This is a genomic window from Streptomyces sp. NPDC003042 (assembly GCF_053591315.1).
Map to the genome: position 1 here is coordinate 52,905 of NZ_JBSFTP010000015.1, position 22,299 is coordinate 75,203.

Annotated in this window: 19 protein-coding genes and 1 pseudogene; 12 read left to right on the forward strand and 8 right to left on the reverse strand. The window is 72.8% G+C overall.

Translation table 11 applies throughout. The features are described 5' to 3' along the window. Nucleotides 1-32: 32 nt before the first annotated feature. The 7 genes from cysC to ACWDYJ_RS11375 all read left to right on the forward strand — a co-directional run bounded on the left by cysC (nucleotide 33) and on the right by ACWDYJ_RS11375 (nucleotide 6,710). Nucleotides 33-578, forward strand: a complete 546-nt coding sequence (gene cysC, locus ACWDYJ_RS11345; protein ID WP_451565313.1) for an adenylyl-sulfate kinase — start codon at nucleotides 33-35, stop codon at nucleotides 576-578. Next, complete coding sequence (gene cysD, locus ACWDYJ_RS11350; RefSeq protein WP_451565263.1) at nucleotides 575-1,516, forward strand: sulfate adenylyltransferase subunit CysD; 942 nt, start codon at nucleotides 575-577, stop codon at nucleotides 1,514-1,516. Before cysC ends, cysD begins: the two co-directional genes overlap by 4 nt. Nucleotide 1,517: 1 nt before the next feature. Continuing rightward, entirely contained in the window at nucleotides 1,518-2,864 is a 1,347-nt protein-coding gene (locus ACWDYJ_RS11355) for a sulfate adenylyltransferase subunit 1 (RefSeq protein ID WP_451565264.1), read from the forward strand. A 223-nt stretch (nucleotides 2,865-3,087) separates the two neighbouring features. Then, entirely contained in the window at nucleotides 3,088-4,233 is a 1,146-nt protein-coding gene (locus ACWDYJ_RS11360; RefSeq protein WP_451565265.1) for an ABC transporter substrate-binding protein, read from the forward strand. A 26-nt stretch (nucleotides 4,234-4,259) separates the two neighbouring features. Further along, nucleotides 4,260-5,060 (forward strand): ABC transporter ATP-binding protein, encoded by an 801-nt coding sequence (locus ACWDYJ_RS11365; RefSeq protein WP_451565266.1) that lies wholly within the window; start codon nucleotides 4,260-4,262, stop codon nucleotides 5,058-5,060. Continuing rightward, nucleotides 5,047-5,949: an ABC transporter permease gene (locus ACWDYJ_RS11370; RefSeq protein WP_451565267.1), complete on the forward strand. Its 903-nt coding sequence runs from the start codon at nucleotides 5,047-5,049 to the stop codon at nucleotides 5,947-5,949. The genes ACWDYJ_RS11365 and ACWDYJ_RS11370 overlap by 14 nt, the downstream gene beginning before the upstream one ends. Nucleotides 5,950-5,954: 5 nt before the next feature. Next, nucleotides 5,955-6,710, forward strand: a complete 756-nt coding sequence (locus ACWDYJ_RS11375) for a sirohydrochlorin chelatase (RefSeq protein WP_451565268.1) — start codon at nucleotides 5,955-5,957, stop codon at nucleotides 6,708-6,710. Nucleotides 6,711-6,838: 128 nt separating this feature from the next. On the opposite strand, the gene ACWDYJ_RS11380 is transcribed toward ACWDYJ_RS11375, so the two are convergent. The 3 genes and pseudogenes from ACWDYJ_RS11380 to mgt all read right to left on the reverse strand — a co-directional run bounded on the left by ACWDYJ_RS11380 (nucleotide 6,839) and on the right by mgt (nucleotide 9,762). Further along, a complete protein-coding gene (locus ACWDYJ_RS11380) occupies nucleotides 6,839-7,840 on the reverse strand; it encodes a ketopantoate reductase family protein (RefSeq protein WP_451565269.1) in 1,002 nt (333 codons plus the stop codon). 61 nt (nucleotides 7,841-7,901) lie between these two features. Continuing rightward, complete coding sequence (locus ACWDYJ_RS11385; protein ID WP_451565270.1) at nucleotides 7,902-8,465, reverse strand: DUF1697 domain-containing protein; 564 nt, start codon at nucleotides 8,463-8,465, stop codon at nucleotides 7,902-7,904. 20 nt (nucleotides 8,466-8,485) lie between these two features. After that, a pseudogene (gene mgt / locus ACWDYJ_RS11390) lies at nucleotides 8,486-9,762 on the reverse strand (macrolide-inactivating glycosyltransferase). Nucleotides 9,763-10,067: 305 nt separating this feature from the next. On the opposite strand from mgt, the gene ACWDYJ_RS11395 reads away from it, so the two are divergent. After that, entirely contained in the window at nucleotides 10,068-10,919 is an 852-nt protein-coding gene (locus tag ACWDYJ_RS11395; protein WP_451565271.1) for a phosphotransferase enzyme family protein, read from the forward strand. 20 nt (nucleotides 10,920-10,939) lie between these two features. Continuing rightward, nucleotides 10,940-11,563 (forward strand): hypothetical protein, encoded by a 624-nt coding sequence (locus tag ACWDYJ_RS11400; protein WP_451565272.1) that lies wholly within the window; start codon nucleotides 10,940-10,942, stop codon nucleotides 11,561-11,563. A gap of 14 nt (nucleotides 11,564-11,577) precedes the next feature. Here the strand turns inward: ACWDYJ_RS11400 and ACWDYJ_RS11405 are convergent, their stop codons facing one another. Together ACWDYJ_RS11405 and ACWDYJ_RS11410 are read right to left on the reverse strand one after the other, a co-directional pair. Beyond that, nucleotides 11,578-12,294: an exonuclease domain-containing protein gene (locus ACWDYJ_RS11405; protein ID WP_451565314.1), complete on the reverse strand. Its 717-nt coding sequence runs from the start codon at nucleotides 12,292-12,294 to the stop codon at nucleotides 11,578-11,580. A gap of 110 nt (nucleotides 12,295-12,404) precedes the next feature. After that, on the reverse strand, nucleotides 12,405-13,679 hold the full coding sequence (locus ACWDYJ_RS11410) for an SAV2148 family HEPN domain-containing protein (protein WP_451565273.1): 1,275 nt from the start codon (nucleotides 13,677-13,679) through the stop codon (nucleotides 12,405-12,407). Between the two features lie 286 nt (nucleotides 13,680-13,965). On the opposite strand from ACWDYJ_RS11410, the gene glgX reads away from it, so the two are divergent. After that, nucleotides 13,966-16,080 carry a glycogen debranching protein GlgX gene (gene glgX / locus ACWDYJ_RS11415; RefSeq protein WP_451565274.1) on the forward strand — a complete coding sequence of 705 codons (2,115 nt, stop codon included), beginning with the start codon at nucleotides 13,966-13,968 and terminating at the stop codon, nucleotides 16,078-16,080. Here glgX and ACWDYJ_RS11420 read toward each other — a convergent pair. After that, on the reverse strand, nucleotides 16,065-17,354 hold the full coding sequence (locus ACWDYJ_RS11420; protein WP_451565275.1) for an MFS transporter: 1,290 nt from the start codon (nucleotides 17,352-17,354) through the stop codon (nucleotides 16,065-16,067). The two genes, glgX and ACWDYJ_RS11420, sit on opposite strands and share 16 nt — an antisense overlap. Nucleotides 17,355-17,436: 82 nt before the next feature. Here ACWDYJ_RS11420 and treY point away from each other — a divergent pair, with 82 nt between their 5' ends. Together treY and ACWDYJ_RS11430 are read left to right on the forward strand one after the other, a co-directional pair. Further along, nucleotides 17,437-19,728 carry a malto-oligosyltrehalose synthase gene (gene treY / locus ACWDYJ_RS11425; RefSeq protein WP_451565276.1) on the forward strand — a complete coding sequence of 764 codons (2,292 nt, stop codon included), beginning with the start codon at nucleotides 17,437-17,439 and terminating at the stop codon, nucleotides 19,726-19,728. A 30-nt stretch (nucleotides 19,729-19,758) separates the two neighbouring features. Further along, the gene (locus ACWDYJ_RS11430; RefSeq protein WP_451565315.1) at nucleotides 19,759-21,051 is read left to right on the forward strand and encodes a M14 family zinc carboxypeptidase; all 1,293 of its coding nucleotides are present in this window, start codon (nucleotides 19,759-19,761) and stop codon (nucleotides 21,049-21,051) included. A 59-nt stretch (nucleotides 21,052-21,110) separates the two neighbouring features. Here ACWDYJ_RS11430 and ACWDYJ_RS11435 read toward each other — a convergent pair whose 3' ends face one another. After that, nucleotides 21,111-21,569, reverse strand: a complete 459-nt coding sequence (locus tag ACWDYJ_RS11435) for an N-acetyltransferase family protein (RefSeq protein WP_451565277.1) — start codon at nucleotides 21,567-21,569, stop codon at nucleotides 21,111-21,113. Nucleotides 21,570-21,638: 69 nt separating this feature from the next. Beyond that, entirely contained in the window at nucleotides 21,639-22,202 is a 564-nt protein-coding gene (locus ACWDYJ_RS11440) for an FHA domain-containing protein (RefSeq protein ID WP_451565278.1), read from the reverse strand. Nucleotides 22,203-22,299 lie beyond the last annotated feature (97 nt).

Consider the following 22,299-nt stretch of genomic DNA (forward strand, 5'->3'; position numbering starts at 1 on the left):
CGAATCACACAGAACCGACGGAGAAGAAGCTGATGAGCGTGAGCGACCAGGGCGCCACGGTGTGGCTGACCGGGCTGCCGAGCGCGGGCAAGACCACCATCGCCTACGCGCTGGCCGAGCGGCTGCGCGCCGAGGGGCACCGGGTGGAGGTCCTCGACGGGGACGAGATCCGTGAGTTCCTCTCCGCCGGTCTCGGTTTCACCCGCGAGGACCGGCACACCAACGTGCAGCGCATCGGCTTCGTCGCCGAGCTGCTGGCGAGCAACGGCGTCAAGGCGCTCGTGCCCGTCATCGCGCCGTTCGCGGACAGCCGGGAGGCGGTGCGCAAGCGGCACGCCGCCGAGGGGACCTCGTACCTGGAGGTCCACGTGGCCACCCCGGTCGAGGTCTGCTCCGTACGTGACGTGAAGGGCCTGTACGCCAAGCAGGCGGCGGGCGAGATCTCCGGGCTTACCGGGGTCGACGACCCGTACGAGGCACCGGAAACCCCGGACCTGCGGATCGAGTCGCACACGCAGACCGTGCGGGAGTCGGCTTCGGCCCTGCACGCGCTGCTCACCGAGAGGGGTCTGGCATGACCACCGCCGCGCACCTGCACATCGAGCCCGACGCCGACGCGCCGTACGCGCTCTCGCACCTCGACGCCCTCGAATCCGAGGCCGTGCACATCTTCCGGGAGGTGGCGGGCGAGTTCGAGAAGCCGGTGATCCTCTTCTCCGGTGGCAAGGACTCCATCGTCATGCTGCACCTGGCGCTGAAGGCGTTCGCGCCGGCGCCGGTGCCCTTCACCCTGCTCCACGTCGACACGGGCCACAACTTCCCCGAGGTGCTGGAGTACCGCGACCGCACCGTCGCCGAACACGGCCTGCGCCTGCACGTGGCGTCCGTCCAGGACTACATCGACGCGGGCAAGCTCCGCGAGCGCCCGGACGGGACCCGCAACCCGCTCCAGACCGTGCCCCTCACCGAGGCGATCCAGCAGCGGGGGTTCGACGCCGTCTTCGGCGGCGGGCGCCGCGACGAGGAGAAGGCCCGCGCCAAGGAACGCGTCTTCTCCCTGCGTGACGAGTTCTCGCAGTGGGACCCGCGCCGCCAGCGCCCCGAACTGTGGCAGCTCTACAACGGCCGCCACGCCCCCGGCGAGCACGTCCGCGTCTTCCCGCTCTCGAACTGGACCGAGCTGGACGTGTGGCAGTACATCGCCCGCGAGGGCATCGAACTGCCGGACATCTACTTCGCCCACGAACGCGAGGTCTTCTCCCGCAACGGCATGTGGCTCACCGCCGGCGACTGGGGCGGCCCGAAGGAGACCGAGCGGGTCGAGAAGCGGCTGATCCGCTACCGCACGGTGGGCGACATGTCCTGCACCGGCGCGGTGGACTCCGACGCCACCACGCTCGACGCCGTCATCGCCGAGATCGCCGTCTCCCGCCTCACCGAGCGGGGCGCGACCCGCGCCGACGACAAGATGTCCGAGGCCGCGATGGAAGACCGCAAGCGCGAAGGGTACTTCTAAAATGACCACCACCACCGAGCAGTTCGAGCTCGCCGACCTCTCGGCGACCACCCTGCTGCGCTTCGCGACCGCCGGTTCCGTCGACGACGGCAAGTCCACCCTGGTCGGACGCCTCCTGCACGACTCCAAGTCGGTCCTGACCGACCAGATGGAAGCCGTCGAGGCCGTCTCCCTCAGCCGCGGCCAGGACGCCCCCGACCTCGCGCTCCTCACCGACGGCCTGCGCGCCGAACGCGAGCAGGGCATCACCATCGACGTCGCCTACCGCTACTTCGCCACCGCCCGGCGCCGGTTCATCCTCGCCGACACCCCCGGCCACGTGCAGTACACCCGCAACATGGTCACCGGCGCCTCCACCGCCGACCTCGCCGTCGTCCTCGTCGACGCCCGCAACGGCGTCATCGAACAGACCCGCCGCCACGCCGCCGTCGCCGCCCTCCTGCGCGTCCCCCACGTCGTCCTCGCCGTCAACAAGATGGACCTCGTGGGCTACGAGGAGTCCGTCTTCGCGGCGATCGCCGAGGAGTTCACCGCGTACGCCTCGGACCTGGGCGTCCCGGAGATCACCGCGATCCCGATCTCGGCGCTGGCCGGGGACAACGTGGTGGAGCCGTCCTCGAACATGGACTGGTACGGCGGTCCGACGGTGCTGGAGCACCTGGAGACGGTGCCGGTCAGCCACGACCTCACCGCCTGCCCGGCGCGGTTCCCCGTCCAGTACGTGATCCGCCCCCAGTCCGCCGCGCACCCCGACTACCGCGGCTACGCCGGCCAGATCGCCTCCGGCGTCCTGCGCGTCGGCGAAGCCGTCACCGTCCTGCCCTCCGGGCGCACCAGCACCATCGTCGGGATCGACGCGCTCGGTGAGAGCGTCGACATCGCCTGGGCCCCCCAGTCGGTGACCCTGCGCCTGGCGGACGACATCGACATCTCGCGCGGCGACCTGATCGCGCCGTCCACGAGCGCCCCGGGCACCACGCAGGACGTCGAGGCGACGGTCTGCCACGTCGCCGACCAGCCGCTGGCCGTCGGCGCCCGGGTGCTGATCAAGCACACGACGCGCACGGTCAAGGCGATCGTCAAGGAGATCCCCTCGCGGCTGACCCTCGACGACCTCTCCCAGCACCCGAACCCGGGACAGCTCGTCGCCAACGACATCGGCCGCGTCGTCGTCCGTACCGCCGAGCCCCTCGCGCTCGACGCGTACGCCGACTCGCGCCGTACCGGATCCTTCCTGCTCATCGACCCGGCCGACGGAACCACCCTCGCGGCGGGCATGGCCGGCGAGTCGTTCGCCTCCAAGGCGGAGACCACCGTGCAGGCGGACGAGGAAGGGTGGGACTTCTGATCATGTTTGCCGACATCTACTCCACCTTCGCGAAGGAGGGCGGCCGCATCGGCAGCGGCGTCCTCGGCAGCGGCCAGGGAGGGGTGGCGCGATGTGCGTGATGACCGAAGTGCCGTCGGCATCTCGCCCACGCGCCCACACCCCCCACGAGCCGTACCCGCCCTTGCTCCACCGACGAAGACGTGCGTCATGAGATGACCGCGTCACGAGAGGAAACCCTCCCGTGCCTTCCCCCCGTAAGACCGTTCGCCGCGGCCTTGTCGCCGCCGCCGCCCTGCCGCTGTTGATCGGCGCTCTCGCCTCCTGCGGCTACGGCTCCCAGGCCGAAAAGCCCGCCAACGGGACTGACAAGGCCAACGCCGCCGGGGGCGGCGAGCAGCTCTCCGCTCCCGAGGTCCGCATCGGCTACTTCCCGAACCTGACGCACGCCACCGCGCTGGTCGGCCTCCAGGAAGGCCTGATCGCGAAGGAGCTGGGCGGCACCAAGGTCAAGCCGCAGGCCTTCAACGCCGGTCCGTCCGAGATCGAAGCCCTCAACGGGGGCTCTCTCGACATCGGTTTCATCGGCCCCTCGCCGTCGATCAACGGCTACGTGAAGTCCAAGGGCACCAACCTGCGGATCATTTCCGGTTCCGCCTCCGGCGGCGTCAAGCTCGTCGTGAACCCGGACAAGATCAAGACCCTGGACGACGTCAAGGGCAAGAAGATCGCCACCCCGCAGAAGGGGAACACGCAGGACGTCGCGTTCCTCAACTGGATCTCCGGGCAGGGCTGGAAGGTCGACCCGGAGTCCGGAAAGGGTGACGTCTCCGTCGTCCGTACGGACAACAAGGTCACCCCGGACGCCTTCAAGCAGGGCTCGATCGACGGCGCCTGGGTGCCGGAGCCCACGGCCTCCAAGCTCGTCTCCGACGGCGGCAAGGTGCTCCTCGACGAGACCGACCTGTGGCCCGACAAGAAGTTCGTGATCACGAACATCATCGTGTCGCAGAAGTTCCTCAAGGCGCACCCGGACGTCGTGGAAGCCGTACTGCGCGGCACCGTGAAGACGAACGAGTGGATCAACGCCAACCCGGACAAGGCGAAGGCCTCCGCGAACGCGAAGCTGGAGGCCGACGGCGGCAAGCCGCTCGAAGCGAAGATCATCGACCCGGCGTGGCCGAGCATCGCGGCCACGGACGACCCGCTGGCCTCGACGTTGAAGACGCAGTCCGTGTGGGCGGTCGAGGCAGGGCTCATCAAGGAGCCCGACCTGGCCGGCATCTACGACCTGACGCTCCTGAACAAGGTCCTGAAGGCCGCGGGCAAGCCCGAGGTCTCCGACGCCGGTCTCGGCGCCAAGTCCCCCCTCACTCCAGCAACCCCGTGATCCAGCAACCCCAGGAGGTGACGACCATGGCCACCACGCTTGCCAAGGCTGCCGAGGGCACCGTCGCGGAGCAGACGCATCCGCACGCCGCCCGCATCGAGCACGTCTCGAAGTCCTTCTCCGGCCCGGCCGGATCGCAGCTCGTCCTGGACGACATCAGCCTCGATGTCGCTCCCGGCGAGTTCGTCACCCTCCTCGGGGCCTCGGGGTGTGGCAAGTCCACGCTGCTGAACCTGGTCGCCGGCCTGGACAAGCCGTCCGCGGGGTCCATCGAGACCCCGGGCGGCCGTCCGGCGCTGATGTTCCAGGAGCACGCCCTCTTCCCGTGGCTGACCGCGGGCAAGAACATCGAACTCGCCCTGCGCCTGCGCGGGGTCGCCAAGGCCGACCGCAAGCCGGAGGCCGAACGGCTGCTGGACCTGGTCCGGCTCGGCGGCGCGTACGGCAAGCGCGTGCACGAGCTGTCGGGCGGCATGCGCCAGCGCGTCGCCCTGGCCCGCGCCCTGGCGCAGGACAGCCAGCTGCTGCTGATGGACGAGCCGTTCGCGGCGCTGGACGCCATCACACGTGACGTGCTGCACGGCGAGCTCACCCGCATCTGGGAGGAGACGAGGCTGTCGGTCATCTTCGTCACGCACAACGTCCGCGAGGCCGTCCGCCTCGCCCAGCGCGTGGTGCTGCTCTCCTCCCGCCCCGGCCGGGTCGCGAAGGAATGGACCGTGGGCATCCCGCAGCCGCGCCGCATCGAGGACGCGGACGTCGCGGAGCTGTCCCTTGAGATCACTGAACACCTGCGTGGGGAGATCCGCCGCCATGGCCAGCACTGACACCACCGCGAAGGTCGCGGCCAAGGGCAAGACGGACGACCTGGCGGGCCTGGAGGCCGGCCTGGACGCACTCGACGCGGTCCAGACCCACCGCACCCCGGTCCGCGAGGTCCTGGTCAAGAAGGTCCTGCCCCCGCTCGTGGCCGTCGGCCTCGTGCTCCTGGTGTGGCAGATCCTCGTCTCGGCGAAGGTCACCGACGCGACCAAGCTGCCCGCGCCGTCCGACGTGTGGGGCGGCTTGTCCGACATGTGGCTGAAGGGGACGCTGCTGGAGGTCGTCTGGACCAGCGTCTCGCGCGGTCTGCTCGGCTTCCTGCTAGCCCTGGCCATCGGTACCCCGCTCGGCCTGCTGGTCGCCCGCGTGAAGTTCATCCGCGCCGCCATCGGCCCGATCCTGTCCGGACTGCAGTCCCTGCCGTCGGTGGCCTGGGTGCCGCCGGCCGTCATCTGGCTCGGCCTGAACGACTCGATGATGTACGCCGTCATCCTGCTCGGCGCGGTCCCCTCCATCGCCAACGGCCTCGTCTCCGGCGTCGACCAGGTCCCGCCGCTCTTCCTGCGGGCCGGGCGCACCATGGGCGCCACCGGGCTGCGGGGCACCTGGCACGTGGTCATGCCGGCCGCGCTGCCCGGCTACCTCGCCGGCCTGAAGCAGGGCTGGGCCTTCTCCTGGCGCTCCCTGATGGCCGCCGAGATCATCGCCAGCTCCCCCGAACTGGGCCTGGGACTCGGCCAGCTGCTGGAGAACGGCCGCAACAACATCGACATGCCCGGCGTGTTCCTCGCGATCCTCCTGATCCTGTTCGTCGGCATCGCCATCGACCTCCTGATCTTCAGCCCCGTCGAGCGGTGGGTGCTGCGCACCCGCGGCCTGATGGCCAAGAGCTGAGTCCCATGTCCCGCGCACTTCTGGTCATAGCCCACGGCAGCCGCGACCCGCGGCACGCGGCGACCGTGCACGCCCTGGTCGGGCGCGCGCGGGCGCTGCGGCCCGGGCTGCGGGTGGAGACGGCCTTCCTGGACTTCAACACCCCGACCGTCTCGCAGGCCCTCGCCACGCTCTACCTGTCCGGCGTACGGGAGGTCGTGGCCCTGCCGCTCCTGCTGACCCGGGCCTTCCACGCCAAGGCGGACATCCCGGCCGTGCTGGCGGAGGCCACGACCCGCCTGCCCGGCCTCTCGGTCCGGGTCGCGGACGTCCTCGGCCCGTCGCCGCTGCTCGTGGCGGCCCTGGAGCGCCGGCTCGCCGAGGCCGGCCTCACCCCGGCGGACCGCGCCACCACCGGCGTGGTGCTCGCGTCCGCCGGATCATCGGACCCGGAGGCGATCGCAGTGATCGCTGAAATCGCGCGGGAGTGGCGGCACACCGGTTGGTGCGCCGTGCGGCCTGCGTTCGCCTCCGCTGCCTTTCCCCGCACCGAGGACGCCGTACGGGCCCTGCGCGCCGAGGGCGTGCGCCGGGTGGCGGTTGCCCCGTACGTCATCGCGCCGGGCCGCCTCCCGGACCGCATCGCCGCCGGCGCCGAAGCCGCGGGCGCGGACGTGGTGGCCGACGTCCTGGGCGCGGCCCCGGAACTGGCCCGCCTCCTGCTGCGCCGCTACGACACCGCCGCCGCCACCCCGGCCCGGATCCCGGCCCTGACGGCGTAGACCGCAGCCCTGCCCAGTTGCGAGCGCGGCTCAGCCAGAACCAGCCCCGCCAGGGCGTATCCCCGCACGGAGTCTGGGGGGTTGAGGCGCGGGATCCGGGGCGGAGCCCCGGCAACGGCTCCGCGGGGCTACGCGCGGGCGGCGGCCTCGTCGGCCAGGGCCGTCAGGTCCGCGATCGACATCGCGCCCGGCGGGAGCCCTTCCCGCGCGAAGATGTTGGCGGCGTGCCGCAGGACGTCGTTCACCGGGGTCGGGACGGCGTGCAGCCGCCCCAGCAGGCAGATCTCCCCGTTGAGATAGTCGGCCTCCACCGACCCCGTCCCCCGCGCCAGGCTCTGCCATGACGATCCGCCCCGGACCCCGGCCGGCGGCTCGGCCTTGCCGTCGCGGGCCGCCGCCTCTTCGGCCTGCGAGGCGTACACGATGCCCGCCGCCTCGAAGGCGGCCCTGCCCTCACGGATCGCCCGCAGCAGCAGCGCCGCCTTCGCCGGGTCGGGTTCGGGGCCGGTCGTCGCCTGGATCGCGTTGCCGAGGTTCCCGAGGAGCTTCGCGTACTTCCACCGCATCACGTCCTCGACGACCGGCGCCTCGAAGCCCGCCCCCGCGAGGTCGGCCGCGATCGCCCGGATCCGCTGGTCCGCGCCCCCGGCCGCCCGGCCCATGTGCAGGATTCCGGTCAGCGGGGCGCACAGCGCCGAGACCACGCCGGGCTCCAGGAACGTCGCGGGCAGCCATACGCACACCCCGTACACGCGCGCGAAGCGCCGTAGGGCCAGCCGTTCGCTCTCCACGCCGTTCTGCGCGCACAGCAGCGGCAGCCGCTGCGCCGCCGTGCCGCCGCCCGCGACCTCCGCGTCTCCCCACGCGTCGAGCGCCGCGATGGCGTCCTGGGTCTTGACCGTCAGCAGCAGTACGTCGTCCGGCCGCAGTTCGCCGAGTTCGGCCGGTCCGCCGGCCACCGGCAGCCGGTGCACCCGTTCGCCGTCGGCGGTCGTGAGCCTCAGCCCGTTCTCGCGCAGCGCCTCGGCGTGCGCGCCGCGCGCGACGAGGACGACGTCGCGGCCGGCTTCCGCGAGCCGTCCGCCGATGGTCGCGCCGATCGCCCCGGCGCCGATGATGATGTAACGCATCCCCAGAGCCTGGCACACCGCCCGCCCCGGGTGACGGTCGGCCCGTGCGCGGGGGCCCGGGTCAGGTCCGGGTGAGTTCCACGAGCTTGCGGACGGTGTTCCAGTTGCGGCTGGTCACGCCCTGGCCCTTGAAGACGGCGGGCCTGGCGAGGGTCTCGCCCAGTTTGGAGCGGCCCAGGCCGTTCGGGGCGTAGAGGTACAGGACGCGGTCGCCGATCCGGTACTCCTCGGGGAGGTACGCCGCCGGGTCGATCGCTGCGAAGCGTTCGGGGTCCGGCCGCTCGGACAGGAAGAACACGTGGAGCTGCTTGCCCTCCAGTTCGGCGGCCGGGAAGGGGCAGGCGTCCGCGACGGCGCTCAGGTAGTCGCCGTCCACGACCAGGCACGGCACCCGGAAGCCGAAGTGGGCCTCGATGGCTGCCTCCAGCTCCCGGGCGAGTGCGGCCGGGTCCGGCTTCTCGCTGCTGAAGACGGCGTTGCCGCTCTGCAGGTACGTCTGTACGTCGCCGTGGCCGAGGCTCTCCAATACGGTGCGCAGCCGCGCCATCGGGACCTTCTTGGCCCCACCGACATTGATGCCGCGCAGCAGGGCCGCGTACGTCTTCCTGACAGGCTTCTTCGTCATGGGCGCACCCTATGACTCCCCTACGACAGTTCGGCCTCGATGAGGTCGGCCGCCTGCCGGGTGCCGCCTTCGGTGGCCATCTGAGCGCGGACGGCTTCGGCGCGGGCCGCGACCTCGGGATCGGCGAGCAGCGCGAGGACGGCTTCGCGCAGGGTCGTGGCGTCGGCCTCCTCCATCGGGACGTGCCGGGCCACGCCGAGCGAGGCCAGCATGTCGGCGTTGCCGAACTGGTCGACGGCCTGTGGGACGGCGACCATCGGGGTGCCGGTGGCGAGGCCTTCCTGGCTGCCGCCCGCGCCCGCGTGGGTGATGAAGGCGTCGGCCTGGCGCAGGATGTCCAGCTGGGGAACCCAGCGGTGGATCTCGGCGTTGGACGGGATCGTCCCGAGCTCGGCCTCGTCGGTGAACTTGCCGATCTGCAGGACGACGTGCCAGTCGGGTAGGTCTCCGAAGGCCTCCAGGCAGGCGCGGTAGAAGGCGGGCTGCTTGGTGAAGGTGGAGCCGAGGGAGACCAGCAGCACTTTCTTGCCCTCGGCGGACGCCGGCCGCCGCCAGCTGCCCTGGGTGGCGCTGCGGTCACCCTGGCAGGCGCCGACGAAGGTGTAGACGGACTCGTCGACCCGGTCGGCGTGGGGCTGGAGCGCCCTGGGGATCAGGACGAGGCTGCGGCGCGGGCGGCTCTGGAAGCGGTCGACCTGGTCGCCGAGTCCGTTCTCGCCGAGCCACGCCGCGAACTTGGCGTAGTACGCCTTGCCGCGCTCCGACGCCTTCAGCTCCGCGAACATCGGCTCGGCGACCTCCTCCTCGTATCCGTCCCAGGCGACCAGATTCGGGGAGAGGGAGACGGCGGGGACGCCCCAGCGGTGGGCGAGGACGGGCGCCGGGTAGGCGGTGATGTCGTGGATGACGAGGTCCGGCTCGTCGCCCTCGAAGGCGGTGGCGAGCTGCGGCAGGACCTGGACGGCGTCGTTCAGGAAGGGTTCGAGGTTGTCGATGAGTTCGGTGCCCCAGGCCTCGGGGTCCTCGTCGGTGGGGAGGGTGGAGGTGTAGACCACCGGGGTGGCGCCGGTCTCCGCGATCTTCTCGGCGAAGGAGGCGGGGATGGCGTAGCTGACGCGGTGGCCCCGGGCGACGAGTTCCCGGATCACTTCGATGCTCGGGTTCACGTGCCCGGCGGCGGCGATCGAGAACATGGCGATGTGCGCGGGCTTGGCTGAGGTCATGACATGACTATAACGAGACGAGACGTCTCGTGCCACTCGAATACTCCCGTCCCCCCACTTCTGGCAGCGGGCAAGCACCCGCCTCCCGTCCCCCACCAGGTGTTTCTCCAGCTCGGCCGGGCCGGTCGCACCGCTGTAGCAGGATCGGGATGAGCGCGGGCAGGACCAGGAACCAGGCGCCGTGATTGGGGCGGCGGCGTGCGGAGACGGCCGGCGTCGCGGCGATTCACCCCCTTGCGGGTGGATCATCCTGATCCGCCCCGGCCATCGTGCGAAGCCCCTGTCGGCGCGTCAAGGCACCGGACACCGGGATGCGAGACTTGGCGGATTCACGCTGGCCGAGCGACGGCCGAGACACGGTGGAGGGCGGAGGGCGGGCATGGACGAGGCACGGGCCAGGGACGTACTGACGCAGGCCGGTCTCACGGGGCGGGCCGAGCTCCTCGCCTTCGGCGAGAACGCCGTCTTCGCGGTCGGCGACCTGGTGGTGAAGGTGGGCCGGGAAGCGGAGCTCCTGGAGCGGGCCGAACGGGAACTGGCCGTGGCCGGCTGGTTCGCCGACGCCGGGATCCCGGCGGTCCGTGCGGCCGAGCCGAAGCCCCGGCTGGTGGGCGGGCATCCGCTGACGCTGTGGCACCGGCTCGCGGCGGCGGTCCGCCCGGCGGGCCCGGAGGACCTCGCGGCGCTGCTGCGGCAGCTCCACGCGCTGCCGGCTCCGCCGTTCGCCCTGCCGGCGCGGGAGCTGCTGGGCGGGGTGGAACGCTGGCTGCGGCTGGCCGGTGAGGCCGTCGACCCGGCGGACGCGGCGTACCTGCGGGCGCGGCGCGACGCCTACGCGGACGAGGTGGCCGCGCTCACCCCGCACCTGCCGCCGGGCCCCGTCCACGGCGACGCCCTGCCCCGCAACGTCCACGTGGGCCCGGACGGGCCGGTCCTGGTGGACCTGGAGACCGTCTCGGTCGACCTGCGGGAACACGACCTGGTGGTGATGGACCTGTCCCGCGACCGGTACGGCCTGCCCGCCGCCGCGTACGAGGCGTTCGTGACGGCGTACGGCTGGGACGTCCGCGACTGGGAGGGCTGCGCGGTCCTGCGCGGCGCCCGCGAAACGGCGAGCTGCGCCTGGGTCTCCCAGCACGCCCCGGCCGACCCGGGGGCACGGGCCGAATTCCGCCGCCGGGTAGCCTCCCTGCGCGAGGGCGACCGGGAAATGCGCTGGCGCGCCTTCTGAGCAGGAAGTACGAACAGACCATGAAGATCCCCGTCACGATCCACCGGCCCCGGCTCGGCCCGCAGGAGTTCAGAGTCATCCGCCCGGCCCGCCCGCCGGAGCATGCCGTTCTCGTCGACGGCGACTGGGGCCTGAACGCCTGCCTCGACCAGGCCGGCGCACAGCTCATCGCCGGACTGTGGGCGCTGGCCGCCTCGTCGCCGCGCTCGCTGATCCACCTTCCGCTGCGCCGCGCGGCCGCGCGGGGCGGGGGTCCGCGGGAGCTGGATCTGGTGCTGCTGCACCACTCGCTCCAGTTCCCGCCCTCCCGCTGGAAGGAACTACGGGCTCGCCTCGGCCCGGGCCGGCCCGAGACGGTGACGGTCCTGCCGCCCACGACGGAACCGGAGATCGACCACGCGGCCCAGTACCACGCCGAGAACCGGGACCTGTTCCACCAACGCGTCCACGCCGAGACGCTGTTCATGACGGGCAGCGCGAAGGTGTTCCGGGAGACGGCCGGCCTCTTCCGCGACATCGCCCAACACGGCCCGGGCCACGGCCGTTCCCTGTCGCCCCACGGGCACTACTGCGCGCGGCTGGACTCCGGCGACGCCGGCGCGCGGGAGATCCACATCGAGTACAGCGACCAGTGGGACGCCTGACTCTCCTTCCGAGGTCAGGCCGGTACGAGCCCCCGCAGCGGCCACGCCGTGTCGATCACCGCGTCCGGCGTGCCCTGCTTGCGCAGGTACGACTGGAAGTCACGGGCCCAGCGGGCGTGCCAGGTGCCCTGCCGGTCGTGCAGGTCCGCCGGTGTGAGGGCGGCCACCTGCGGGTGCCGGACGGCTATCGCCCGGGCCACCTGTACCGCGGCCAGCGCGTCGGCCCCCGCGTCGTGCGCGTCGTCGAGGGTGACTCCGTACACCCCGCACACCGCCTCCAGCGTCCGCTTGCCCCGCCGGTAGCGGTCCACGGCCCGGTCGATGGTCAGCGGGTCGACCACCGGCCCGGTCTCGGCCCCGTCCAACCGGTCGGCCAGCGAGGGCAGTCGGTGGCGGGCCAGCTCCGCCGTGAGCAGCGTCAGGTCGAACGCCGCGTTGTACGCCACCACCACCGCGCCCTGCCTCCAGTGCCCGACGAGCGCCGACGCGATCTCGTCCGCGACCTCCCGCACCGGGCGACCCTCGGCGACGGCCCGCTGCGTGCTGATCCCGTGGATCGCCGCGGCCTCTTCCGGGATCGGTATCCCCGGGTCCGCGAGCCAGCCGCGCCGGCGGTGCACCTCGCCGCCCCGTACCTCGACCACCGCCGCCGTCACGATCCGGGATTCGCCCGGCTCCGTACCGGTCGTCTCCAGGTCGAATCCGACCAGTGCTCCCCCGTGCCACGCCACCATGACGCGCCCCTCCCCCGTATGTCCTGCTTCGGTCACTCGCTGTCAGCCTGCCACGGGGCACTGACAGCCAGGCCGCCGGGGCGGCGCCCCGGCAAGGGCCGCCCATGTCACGACACCGGCCGGGAATCCTCCCACACCGATTCGAATTCCTCCCGGTACGTGGTGAACAGCCCGTGGTCGGAGTCCTTGGGGACGCCACGACCGCCCCCGCGCAGGACGAGGACAGGGGCTTCCATGCCGCGGGCCCGCCGCAGGTAGGACTGGACGACCGCGATGCCCGAGGACTCCCCCTCCACCAGATAGGCGGTGAAGCGCGGGGTCTCGTCGAAGACGTGGATCTCGAAGCGCGACGCGTCGCGCAGCCCCGCCCGCACCCTGCGCACGTGCAGGATGTTCATCTCCACCGAGCGGCTCAGCTCGCCCTTGCGCAGCCCCAGCTCCCGCTCGCGCCGCTTGACCGCGCTGCTGGCCGGGTTCAGGAACAGCAGCCGCACGCGGCAGCCCGACTCCGTGAGCCGGACGAGTCTTCGGCCCGAGAAGTTCTGCACCAGCAGGTTGAGGCCTATCCCGATGGCGTCCAGCCGCCGGGCGCCGCCGAACAGGTCCTCCGCCGGGAGCTGCCGCTGGAGCCGTACCCGGTCCGGGTGGACGGAGATGACGTCGGCGTAGCGGTCCCCTACCAGGTCCTCGACGGCGTCGATCGGCAGCCGGTCCGCCGCCGGGCTGCCCGCGCCCGCGCCGAGCACCTCCAGCAGCCGCGCCGAGGCGCGCTCCGCCTGCTCCAGCACCGCCCGCGAGAGGGCCCGGTTGCGGGAGACGACGTTGCGCGTGACCTCCAGCTCGTCGAGGGCCAGCTCGATCTCGCGCCGGTCGTCGAAGTACGGCTCGAAGCAGGGCCAGTGCTGGACCATCAGCTCGCGCAGCTGGGGGAGCGTCAGGAAACTCAGCACGTTGTCGTCGGCGGTGTCGAGGAGGTAGCCCTTGCGCCGGCTCACCTCGCGCACGGCCACGGCCCGCTGCACCCACTCCTGCCCGGCGGGCCCGGCGGCCGCGACGACCCAGTCGTCCCCGCCGTGCACCGGCTCGTAGACGGGCCGCAGGACCGCGCCGACCACCGACCGCAGCCGCTGTTCGACCAGGTTCAGCCAGATGTACGCGCGACCCGCGCGCTGGGCCCGCGTACGGACCTCGCTCCACGCCTCCGGGCTCCAGTCCAGTTCGGCCCCGGCGCGTACGTTCCCGGCGCGTGCCTCGCCGGCCGCCGACGGGGCCAGCGAAACCGCCCCGGCCGCCATCCCGCCGGGCGCACCTCCTGGGGCGTCCGCCGGGCCACCCTCGTGACCGCTGTCACCAGGGGGCAGCTCCAGACCTCCCGAGCTCACCCGTGCACCGCCTTCTGCGTCTGGACGCCCGTCTCCAGTGATCACGGAAGGGTACTCCGCGCGCGCGGCCCGACGCAGCCCGATGCGGCCCGACGGCCCCTGCTCCGACTGTCCGTTGACCCATTATGTGATGCACCGACAGTCCACTGACCCGCATATCAGCTCTCCGGGTCACCCGGTAGGCGCATCCCAAGTCCCCGCGTGAAGGCCCTCTTTCGGGGAAGATCTGGCAGTGACGTGATCCACGCCGGATCAGACCGGACCAGGATGGGAAGAGTCGTTATCTATGCAGGTCTGGCCGGGACAGGCGTACCCGCTGGGCGCCACGTACGACGGCGCCGGAACCAACTTCGCGGTCTACTCCGAGGCCGCCCGACGCATCGAGCTGTGTCTGCTGCACGACGACGGCTCGGAGACCGCCGTCGAGCTGCGCGAGACGGATGCCTTCGTCCGGCACGCCTATCTGCCCGGGATCATGCCGGGCCAGCGCTACGGGCTGCGTGTCCACGGACCGTACGAGCCCGAGCGCGGGCACCGCTGCAACGCGGCGAAGCTGCTGCTGGACCCGTACGCGCGGGCCATCAGCGGCGGTATCGGCTGGGGCGAGGAGGTGTACGGGTACCACTTCGGCCGGCCGGACTCGCGCAACGATCTGGACTCGGCGCCGCACACGATGAGTTCGGTCGTGGTGAACCCGTACTTCGACTGGGCGAACGACCGCCCGCCGCGCCACGAGTACCACCACACCGTGCTCTACGAGGCGCACGTCAAGGGCCTGACCATGCGTCATCCCGATCTACCCGAGGAGCTGCGGGGGACCTACGGGGCGCTCGCGCACCCGGCGGTGATCGGGCATCTGACGAAGCTCGGGGTGACGGCGCTGGAGCTGATGCCCGTACACCAGTACGTGAACGACCACCGCCTCGCGAACGACGGGCTGAGCAACTACTGGGGCTACAACACCATCGGGTTCTTCGCCCCGCACAACGGCTACGCCTCCGGGGACCGCGGTCAGCAGGTGCTGGAGTTCAAGTCGGCGGTCCGGGCCCTGCACGAGGCGGGGATCGAGGTGATCCTGGACGTGGTCTACAACCACACCGCCGAGGGCAACCATCTGGGCCCGACGCTGTCCTTCCGCGGGCTGGACAATGCGTCGTACTACCGGCTGTCGGATGACATGCGCCATTACACCGACACCACCGGCACGGGGAACTCACTCCTCATGCGCTCCCCGCACGTGCTCCAGCTGATCATGGACTCGCTGCGCTACTGGGTGACCGAGATGCACGTGGACGGCTTCCGCTTCGACCTGGCGGCGACGCTCGCCCGGCAGTTCCACGAGGTGGACCGGCTCTCCTCGTTCTTCGACCTGGTGCAGCAGGACCCGGTGGTGAGCCAGGTGAAGCTGATCGCGGAGCCCTGGGACCTGGGCGAGGGCGGCTACCAGGTGGGCAACTTCCCACCACTGTGGACCGAGTGGAACGGCAAGTACCGGGACACCGTACGGGACTTGTGGCGCGGGCAGCCGCGCACGCTGGCGGAGTTCGCCGGGCGGCTGACCGGCTCCTCCGACCTCTACCAGGACGACGGGCGGCGCCCGCTGGCGTCCATCAACTTCACCACGTGCCATGACGGTTTCACACTGCACGATCTCGTGGCCTACAACGAGAAGCACAACGAGGCGAACCGGGAGGGCAACCGGGATGGCGAGACCCACAACCGCTCCTGGAACTGCGGCGTCGAGGGGCCGACCGATGATCCCGAGATCCTGGAGCTGCGCGAGCGCCAGATGCGCAACTTCATCGCCACCCTGATGCTGTCGCAGGGCGTGCCGATGCTCAGCCACGGCGACGAGTTCGCCCGCACCCAGGACGGCAACAACAACGCCTACTGCCAGGACAACGAGCTGTCGTGGGTGACGTGGCCGGAGCCGGGCAAACCGGCGCCCGCGCTGCTCGAGTTCACCCGGCGGATGGTCTGGCTGCGGCGCGACCACCCGGTGTTCCGGCGGCGCCGGTTCTTCCACGGCCGGCCGGTGGAGGGCACGCACGACGAGCTCTCCGACATCGCCTGGTTCACCCCGCACGGCGAGGAGATGCGGGCCCGGGACTGGCAGGCGCAGCACGCCCGGGCGCTGACGGTGTTCCTCAACGGGGAGGCGATCTCCGAACCCGGCTCGCGCGGGGAGCGGATCACCGACGATTCGTTCCTGCTGATGTTCAACGCGGGCGCCGATCCCCAGGACTTCACCGTGCCCGCCGGGCACGGCGCGCGGTGGCGGCTCGTGGTGGACACGGCTCGGGCGGGCGTGCTGCCACCCGACACCGGGCCGCAGTACGCGGCCGGGGACCGGGTGGCACTGACCGGACGGTGTGTGGTGGTGCTTCAGCGCCCGGCGTAGGTGGTGGTCTCACCGACGGCCGGTGAGGCGGTCCGCCGGGCCGGGACGAAGGTGGTGACGCCGGTACGGGTGGAGGGCACGCGGGTGACGAGCGCGAGGGTCAGGCTCAGCGCGGCCGCCCCCACGGCCACGGCGAAGGCCCCGGCGGGCCCGTACCACTCGGCGAGCCGCCCGGAGACGGGCAGCGCGACGGCCTGCCCGGCGACGAGCGAGCTGGCGGCGAAGGCCGTCGACTCGCCGAGCCGGGCGGGATCCACGACCCGCTCGGTGAGCGCGAAGGCGGTGATCAGGTGGGGCGCGTACGCGGCACCGAGCACGGTGACGACGGCGTACAGCGGCCACAGGGCGTCGGTGAACAGCAGGGGCACCGAGAGCACCAGCGCGGCGCCGGTGGCCACCCGCCAGCGCAGCCGCAGTCCGAAGCGGGCGGGCAGCGCGCCGAGCGCGAGGCCCACGGCGGCGCTGACGACTCCCATGGCGGCGTACACGACGGCGGCCTGGCCGGGGACGCCCAGTCGGGCGGTGAGTGCGGCGATCCCGGCCTGGCAGGCGCCGAACATGGCCCCCTGGAGGGCGAGCGAGCCGCGGACGGCGTACACCACGCCCGGCTGGCGGACCCTGCGGCGACGCTCCTTGTCGCGGGCCCGCGCCGCGGGCGTCCCGGCCGTGACGGCGGCGGTCGGGTGCAGCGCGTAGGCGGTACCGAAGACGGCGACGAGTCCGGCCGCGCCGCCGAGGGCGATGGCCGGGTGCGCGAGGAGCGCGGCGATCCCGACGAGGGCGGGGCCGAAGACGAAGGAGATCTCGTCGAGGGTGCCTTCGAGCGAGTGGACGGCGCCCACCACCTTCTCGTCCGACTCGGCGCGGTGCGCGAGGGCCACGGAACGGGTCCGGGCGAGCGGCCCGATCAGCGGTACGGACGCGCCGGTGAGGGCGCCGATCGCGGCGAGCGGCACGGTCGCGAGGCCGCCGAGGGCTCCGGCGACCAGGGCGGCGGTGGCGACGGCGTTGACCGCGGCGGCGGCCAGTACGACGGTCCGCTGCCCGTGGCGGTCGGCGAGCCGGCCCAGGACGGGCCCGAAGACCACCTGGCCGGCCGAGAGGGTGCCACCGACGATGCCGGCCGTGGCAAGGGAGCCGCTGGTCTGGGCGACCAGCAGGAAACTTCCGAACTGGGACATCGCGACGGGCAGTCGGGCGAAGAACGAGACGAGCGGCAGTAGGGGCCCGGTCAGGGCGATGACTTTTCGATAGGTGTTGACGGTTCCAGCCACCTGATCGACACTAACCACCCGCAGTCACCCGTATGCATGGGGTAATGGCACGGAATCCGGCAGGCTGGGTACGTACGTTCTCATGAGCCAGCCGCAGTCACCCAGCCGCCCGGTATCCGACGTTCCGGCACCTTTCGCCCCGGCGTCGACGTACCGCCTCCAACTGCGCCCGGAATTCCCCTTCGCGGCGGCCGAGGCGGCCGTACCGCACCTCGCCTCGCTCGGCGTGTCGCACCTGCACCTCTCCCCCGTGCTGGAGGCGGTGCCCGGCTCGGCGCACGGGTACGACGTCACCGATCACTCTCGGGTGCGCACGGAGCTGGGCGGCGAGCCGGGCCTGCGGGCGCTCGCCGCGGCCGCTCGCCGCCGCGGGCTCGGCCTGGTGCTCGACATCGTGCCGAACCACATGGCGGTGCCGGCGCCGCTGTGGCTCAACCACCCCCTGTGGGAGGTACTGCGGGAGGGGCCGCACTCCCCGTACGCGCGCTGGTTCGACATCGACTGGGAGGCGGGCGGCGGGCAGGTGCTGATGCCGGTGCTCGGCGAGCCCGCCGAGTCCTGCGCCGTCGAGGCGCGCGGCGACGTACTGCGGTACGGGGAGCGGGAGTTCCCGCTGCGGGCCGGGACGGGCGGTCTGCCGCTGCCGGAGCTGCTGGCCGCGCAGTGGTACCGGCCGGCGTGGTGGCGCGAGGCCCGCACCGCCCTCAACTACCGGCGGTTCTTCACCATCTCGGACCTGATCGGGGTGCGGGTGGAGGACCCGGCCGTCTTCGCCGCCACGCACGCCAAGGTGCTGGAGCTGGTGCGGGACGGGGTGCTGGACGGCCTGCGGATCGACCACGTGGACGGGCTGGCGGATCCGGAGGGGTACCTGCGGCGGCTGCGGGCGGCCGTGGGCGGCGACTGCTGGATGGTGGTCGAGAAGATCCTGGCCCGCGACGAGCGGCTGCCCGCTGGATGGCCGGTGGCGGGCACGACCGGGTACGACGCGCTGCACCGGGTGGACGGGCTGTTCACGGATCCGGCGGGCGCGGCGGAACTGGCCCGCATGTACGAGCGCTCCACGGCCCTGCCGTCCTGGGAGGAGACCGCCTCGGCGTGCGCGCGGGAGGTGCTGACCGTCGACCTCGCCGCCGAGCTGGCGACGCTGGAGCGGCAAGCGGGGCCGGAACTGGCGCCCGCCGTACGGGAGTTGCTCATCGCCTATCCGGTCTACCGGCCGTACCCCGGCGAAGCCGGCCTGGCGCCGAAGGCCGTGGAGCGGGCGGCCCGGCAGGCGGGCGCCGGCGCGGTGGACGGCGTACAGGGCCTCGTGCTGCGGGATCCGGCCTTCGCGGCGCGCTTCGCGCAGACCTCGGCGGCCCTGCGCGCCAAGTCCCTGGAGGACCGGGCCTTCTACCGCTGGGCCCCGCTGCTGTCGGCCACCGAGGTCGGCGGGGAGCCGGGGGCCCCGACGGTGGGGGTCGCGGAGTTCCACGCGTACTGCGCGGAGCTGGAACGGGACTGGCCCGCCTCGGGGACGGCGCTGTCCACGCACGACACCAAGCGCAGCGCCGACGTCCGGGCCCGGATCGCGGTGCTCTCGCAGGCCCCGGAACTGATGGCCGGGCAGCGCGGGCCCGATCCACAGCTCGCCTGGGTGGCCCGACAGAGCGCGCTGGGCCTCGGTGAGGCCCCCGAGCGGGCGGCCCGGCTGGCGGCGGCCCTGCTGAAGGCCGCGCGGGAGGCGGGGCTGCGTACGTCGTGGACCGACCCCGACGAGGCGTACGAGGCGCGGATCGCCGAATTCGTCCCCTCGGAGGCGGCCGGGCTGCCGCCGGAACTGGACGAGGCGGCCCGGGCGAACGTGCTCGGCATGACCCTGCTGCACCTGGCGATGCCGGGCGTCCCGGAGGTCTACCAGGGCGCGGAGAGCGAGTACCGGGCGCTGGTAGACCCGGACAACCGCCGCCCGGCCGTCTTCGCGCGGGAGGCACTGGCCGCGCTGGACGGGGGCGCGCGTCCGGACGGCGTGGCGGGGGAGAAGCTCGCGCTGACGGCGGCCCTGCTGCGGCTGCGCCGTGACCGGCCCGCCCTTTTCACCGGGTACGCCGCGCTGGCGGCCCGGGGGCCGGCGGCGGAGCACTGTGTCGCCTTCGCCCGCTCGGCCGGCCTCGTCGCGGTGGCCACCCGTCTCTCGCACCGGCTGGCCGTCTCGGGCGGCTGGCGGGGCACCACCCTGCCGCTCCCCGCGGGCCGCTGGACGGCGCTCACACGGCCGGGACCGGCGTACGAGGGCCAGGTGGAGCTGGGCACCCTGCTGGCCGCGGCTCCGGCGGTGGCCCTGGTCCGGGCGGAGCAGGTTCCGCGAAGTGCGGGGCGGGCGGAGCAGTAGCGGGTACGCCCGGCGGGAATGGCATCACATGTGACCCTCCTCCGTGACATGTGCTATCCCACCCCACACGAACTCGCCCTGGCCGCCCGCGCGCTGGCGGAGCAGCACCCCGCCCGGGTGCGGCTCCGCCAGGCCGGCACCTCCCGCGCCGGCCGTCCGCTCTGGCTGCTCTCCGTACCCGGCGAGGGCGGCGGCGAAGTCCTCGTCGTCGCGGGCGCCCACGCCAACGAGCCCGTCGGCGGCGCGACCGCCCTCTCGCTCGCCCGGCGGATCGTCCGGGATCCCGGGCGCTCCCGGGCCGGCTGGCACTTCCTGCTCTGCGCCGACCCGGACGGCGCGGAGCTGCACCGCACGCCCCGCCCGCACTCGCTGCTGGACTACCACCGCAACTTCTTCCGGCCCCCCGGTCCCGAACAGCCCGAGTGGGCCCCCTCCTTACTGCCCCCGGACCGGCTGCCGCCCGAGACCCTCGCCCTGACCGCCCTCATCGACGAGCTGCGGCCCGTCCTCCAGGTCTCCCTGCACGGTACGGATCTCGGCGGGTCCTGGGTGCAGCTCACCCGGGACATACCGGGCCTCGCCGAACCGTTCGCCGCATCGGCGGCCGAGCTGCGGATCCCGGTGGAGACGGGAGCCTCGGACGCGGCCGGCTGGGCCTCCCCCGGGCCCGGGATCTTCGTGATGCCGCAGCCGGGCACCGACACCGCCGGAGCCTTCCACCCCGAGGACACCCGGCTCAGCACCTGGTACCACGCCCACCGCCACTACGGCACCACCGCGGTCGTCGAAGTCCCCATGTGGGCCTCCGACCTGGTCGACGACCCCGCCCCGCACCCGGACCCGCGGCGCGCCCTGCGGATGCTCGCCGAGCGGCTCACCGCGGACGCAGCGCGGGTGTCCGGCCTGCGGGAAGGCCTGCGGGACGGCCTGCGCGTAGGCCTGCCGGACGGGATCCGGAGCCCGGACCCGGCCGCCGCCGCGCTGCTGCGCGCGGTGGACTGGACGCTGGCTCTGATCCCCCGGGTCACCGCCGAGTGGACGGGCCCCCGTGCCCCCGCCGAGGCGACCGCGGCCTCCATCGGCAGCATCGACGCCTTCGGGCGGCGATTGTCGCTGCGCGCCGCCGCGATGCTCCTACGGGTGCTACGGGCCCTGACCCATCCGGCGGCGCCCGCTCTGGACAGCCTCGTGACGGGCTGGTGCGAGGAGTTCGCGGCCCGCTTCCAGGCCCGCTGGATCCCGGTGGCCACCCAGGTGGAACACCAGTCGCGCACGGTCCTGGCCACCCACGACCGCCTCCTGGCGGCCTCCTTGGCGCCGTAACCGCGCGGCGCCGTAGCGCCGTAGCCCCGTAGCCCCGTAGCGCCGTAGCCCCGTAGCGCCTACACCGGCCAGGCGTAGCGGCGCTTGGGCGAGCCGGTCGCGCCGAGGCGGTCGTAGAAACGGATCGCGCCCTCGTTCCAGTCGGGGGTCTGCCACTGCACGTGGTCGAGGCCGAGGTCGCGGCCGAGGGCCGCGACGCCGTCCATCAGGGCGGCGCCGAGGCCGTGTCCGCGTGCGTCCTCGGTGAGGTAGAGGCAGTCCATGTGCAGGTAGTACCGGGCGTCCCAGAACGCGAACTCCGCTGAGCAGGCCGCGTATCCGACGACCGCGCCCCCGGGCGTCTCGGCCAGCAGCGCCCACAGCCGGGGCTCCTGCGCGAACAGTTGCGGGCCGAGCCGGTCGGCGAGGCCCGGCGGGCGGGGCGCGGAGCGCTCGTACGCGATGTGCTCGTGGATCAGTTCGACGAGGCGGGGCAGATCCCCGGGGCGCGCCGGGCGCACCACAGACGTGTGTTCCATGCGGTCATCCTGCGCCACGCCCGTCCCGCGCCCCGCACGGCCCCCGTACGCCCTTCCGCACTGCCCCGGTCAGCTCGCGGACAGCCGGAAGGTAATCCGTCCGAAGCCGACCTGGTCCCCGTCCCGGACCACGGCCGAGCCGGTCACGCGGCGGCCGTTGACGGTGGTGCCGTTGGTCGATCCGAGGTCCTTGAGCACCCACGTCCCGTCGCGCAGGCGCAGCTCGGCGTGGGCCCGAGAGACGGTTTCGTGGCTGAGCCGCAGCCCGTTGCCGGGATCACGGCCGATGCGCAGCGGCCCGCCGCCCGGGTGCGGCAGGAGCAGTTTGGGCAGCCGTTCCGCCTGCCAGGCACGCCGGACTCCGACCGACAGGGCCGAGGCCCGGCCCACCCAGCCGAAGAGCCGACTGGTCCACCGGCTTTCGGTGCCCTGGCGGGTCTGGAGGTCGGCGGTGAGGACGGCGAGGTCCTCGGATCGGCGGGCGGCCAGCGCGAGTTCCATCCGGCGCAGGAAGGTGTCGTGCGACAGCTTGCCGACGGCGGCACCCTCCCTGAGCTGGCCGAGCACCCGGTCGCGCTCGGCGTCGGAGAGCCGCGGCGCGGGATAGGCGGAGAACTCAAAACTCGACGTCACAGGGTGATTGTCGGCCCGTCGGGGGTGGAGTGTCCAGAACTCCCCCGCCAGGGCCGGAATGATGGGCACGATACGCATGCTGGACACCGCCGGAGAC

Bases quoted from the DNA above. Each gene is read 5' to 3' on its own strand.
- ACWDYJ_RS11375 (WP_451565268.1), top strand. From the start codon at position 5,955: ATGTCCCGCGCACTTCTGGTCATAGCCCACGGCAGCCGCGACCCGCGG.
- ACWDYJ_RS11370 (WP_451565267.1), top strand. From the start codon at position 5,047: ATGGCCAGCACTGACACCACCGCGAAGGTCGCGGCCAAGGGCAAGACG.
- cysD (WP_451565263.1), top strand. From the start codon at position 575: ATGACCACCGCCGCGCACCTGCACATCGAGCCCGACGCCGACGCGCCG.
- glgX (WP_451565274.1), top strand. From the start codon at position 13,966: ATGCAGGTCTGGCCGGGACAGGCGTACCCGCTGGGCGCCACGTACGAC.
- ACWDYJ_RS11355 (WP_451565264.1), top strand. From the start codon at position 1,518: ATGACCACCACCACCGAGCAGTTCGAGCTCGCCGACCTCTCGGCGACC.
- cysC (WP_451565313.1), top strand. From the start codon at position 33: ATGAGCGTGAGCGACCAGGGCGCCACGGTGTGGCTGACCGGGCTGCCG.
- treY (WP_451565276.1), top strand. From the start codon at position 17,437: ATGAGCCAGCCGCAGTCACCCAGCCGCCCGGTATCCGACGTTCCGGCA.
- ACWDYJ_RS11380 (WP_451565269.1), bottom strand. From the start codon at position 7,840: ATGCGTTACATCATCATCGGCGCCGGGGCGATCGGCGCGACCATCGGC.
- ACWDYJ_RS11385 (WP_451565270.1), bottom strand. From the start codon at position 8,465: ATGACGAAGAAGCCTGTCAGGAAGACGTACGCGGCCCTGCTGCGCGGC.
- ACWDYJ_RS11365 (WP_451565266.1), top strand. From the start codon at position 4,260: ATGGCCACCACGCTTGCCAAGGCTGCCGAGGGCACCGTCGCGGAGCAG.
- ACWDYJ_RS11400 (WP_451565272.1), top strand. From the start codon at position 10,940: ATGAAGATCCCCGTCACGATCCACCGGCCCCGGCTCGGCCCGCAGGAG.
- ACWDYJ_RS11435 (WP_451565277.1), bottom strand. From the start codon at position 21,569: ATGGAACACACGTCTGTGGTGCGCCCGGCGCGCCCCGGGGATCTGCCC.
- ACWDYJ_RS11395 (WP_451565271.1), top strand. From the start codon at position 10,068: ATGGACGAGGCACGGGCCAGGGACGTACTGACGCAGGCCGGTCTCACG.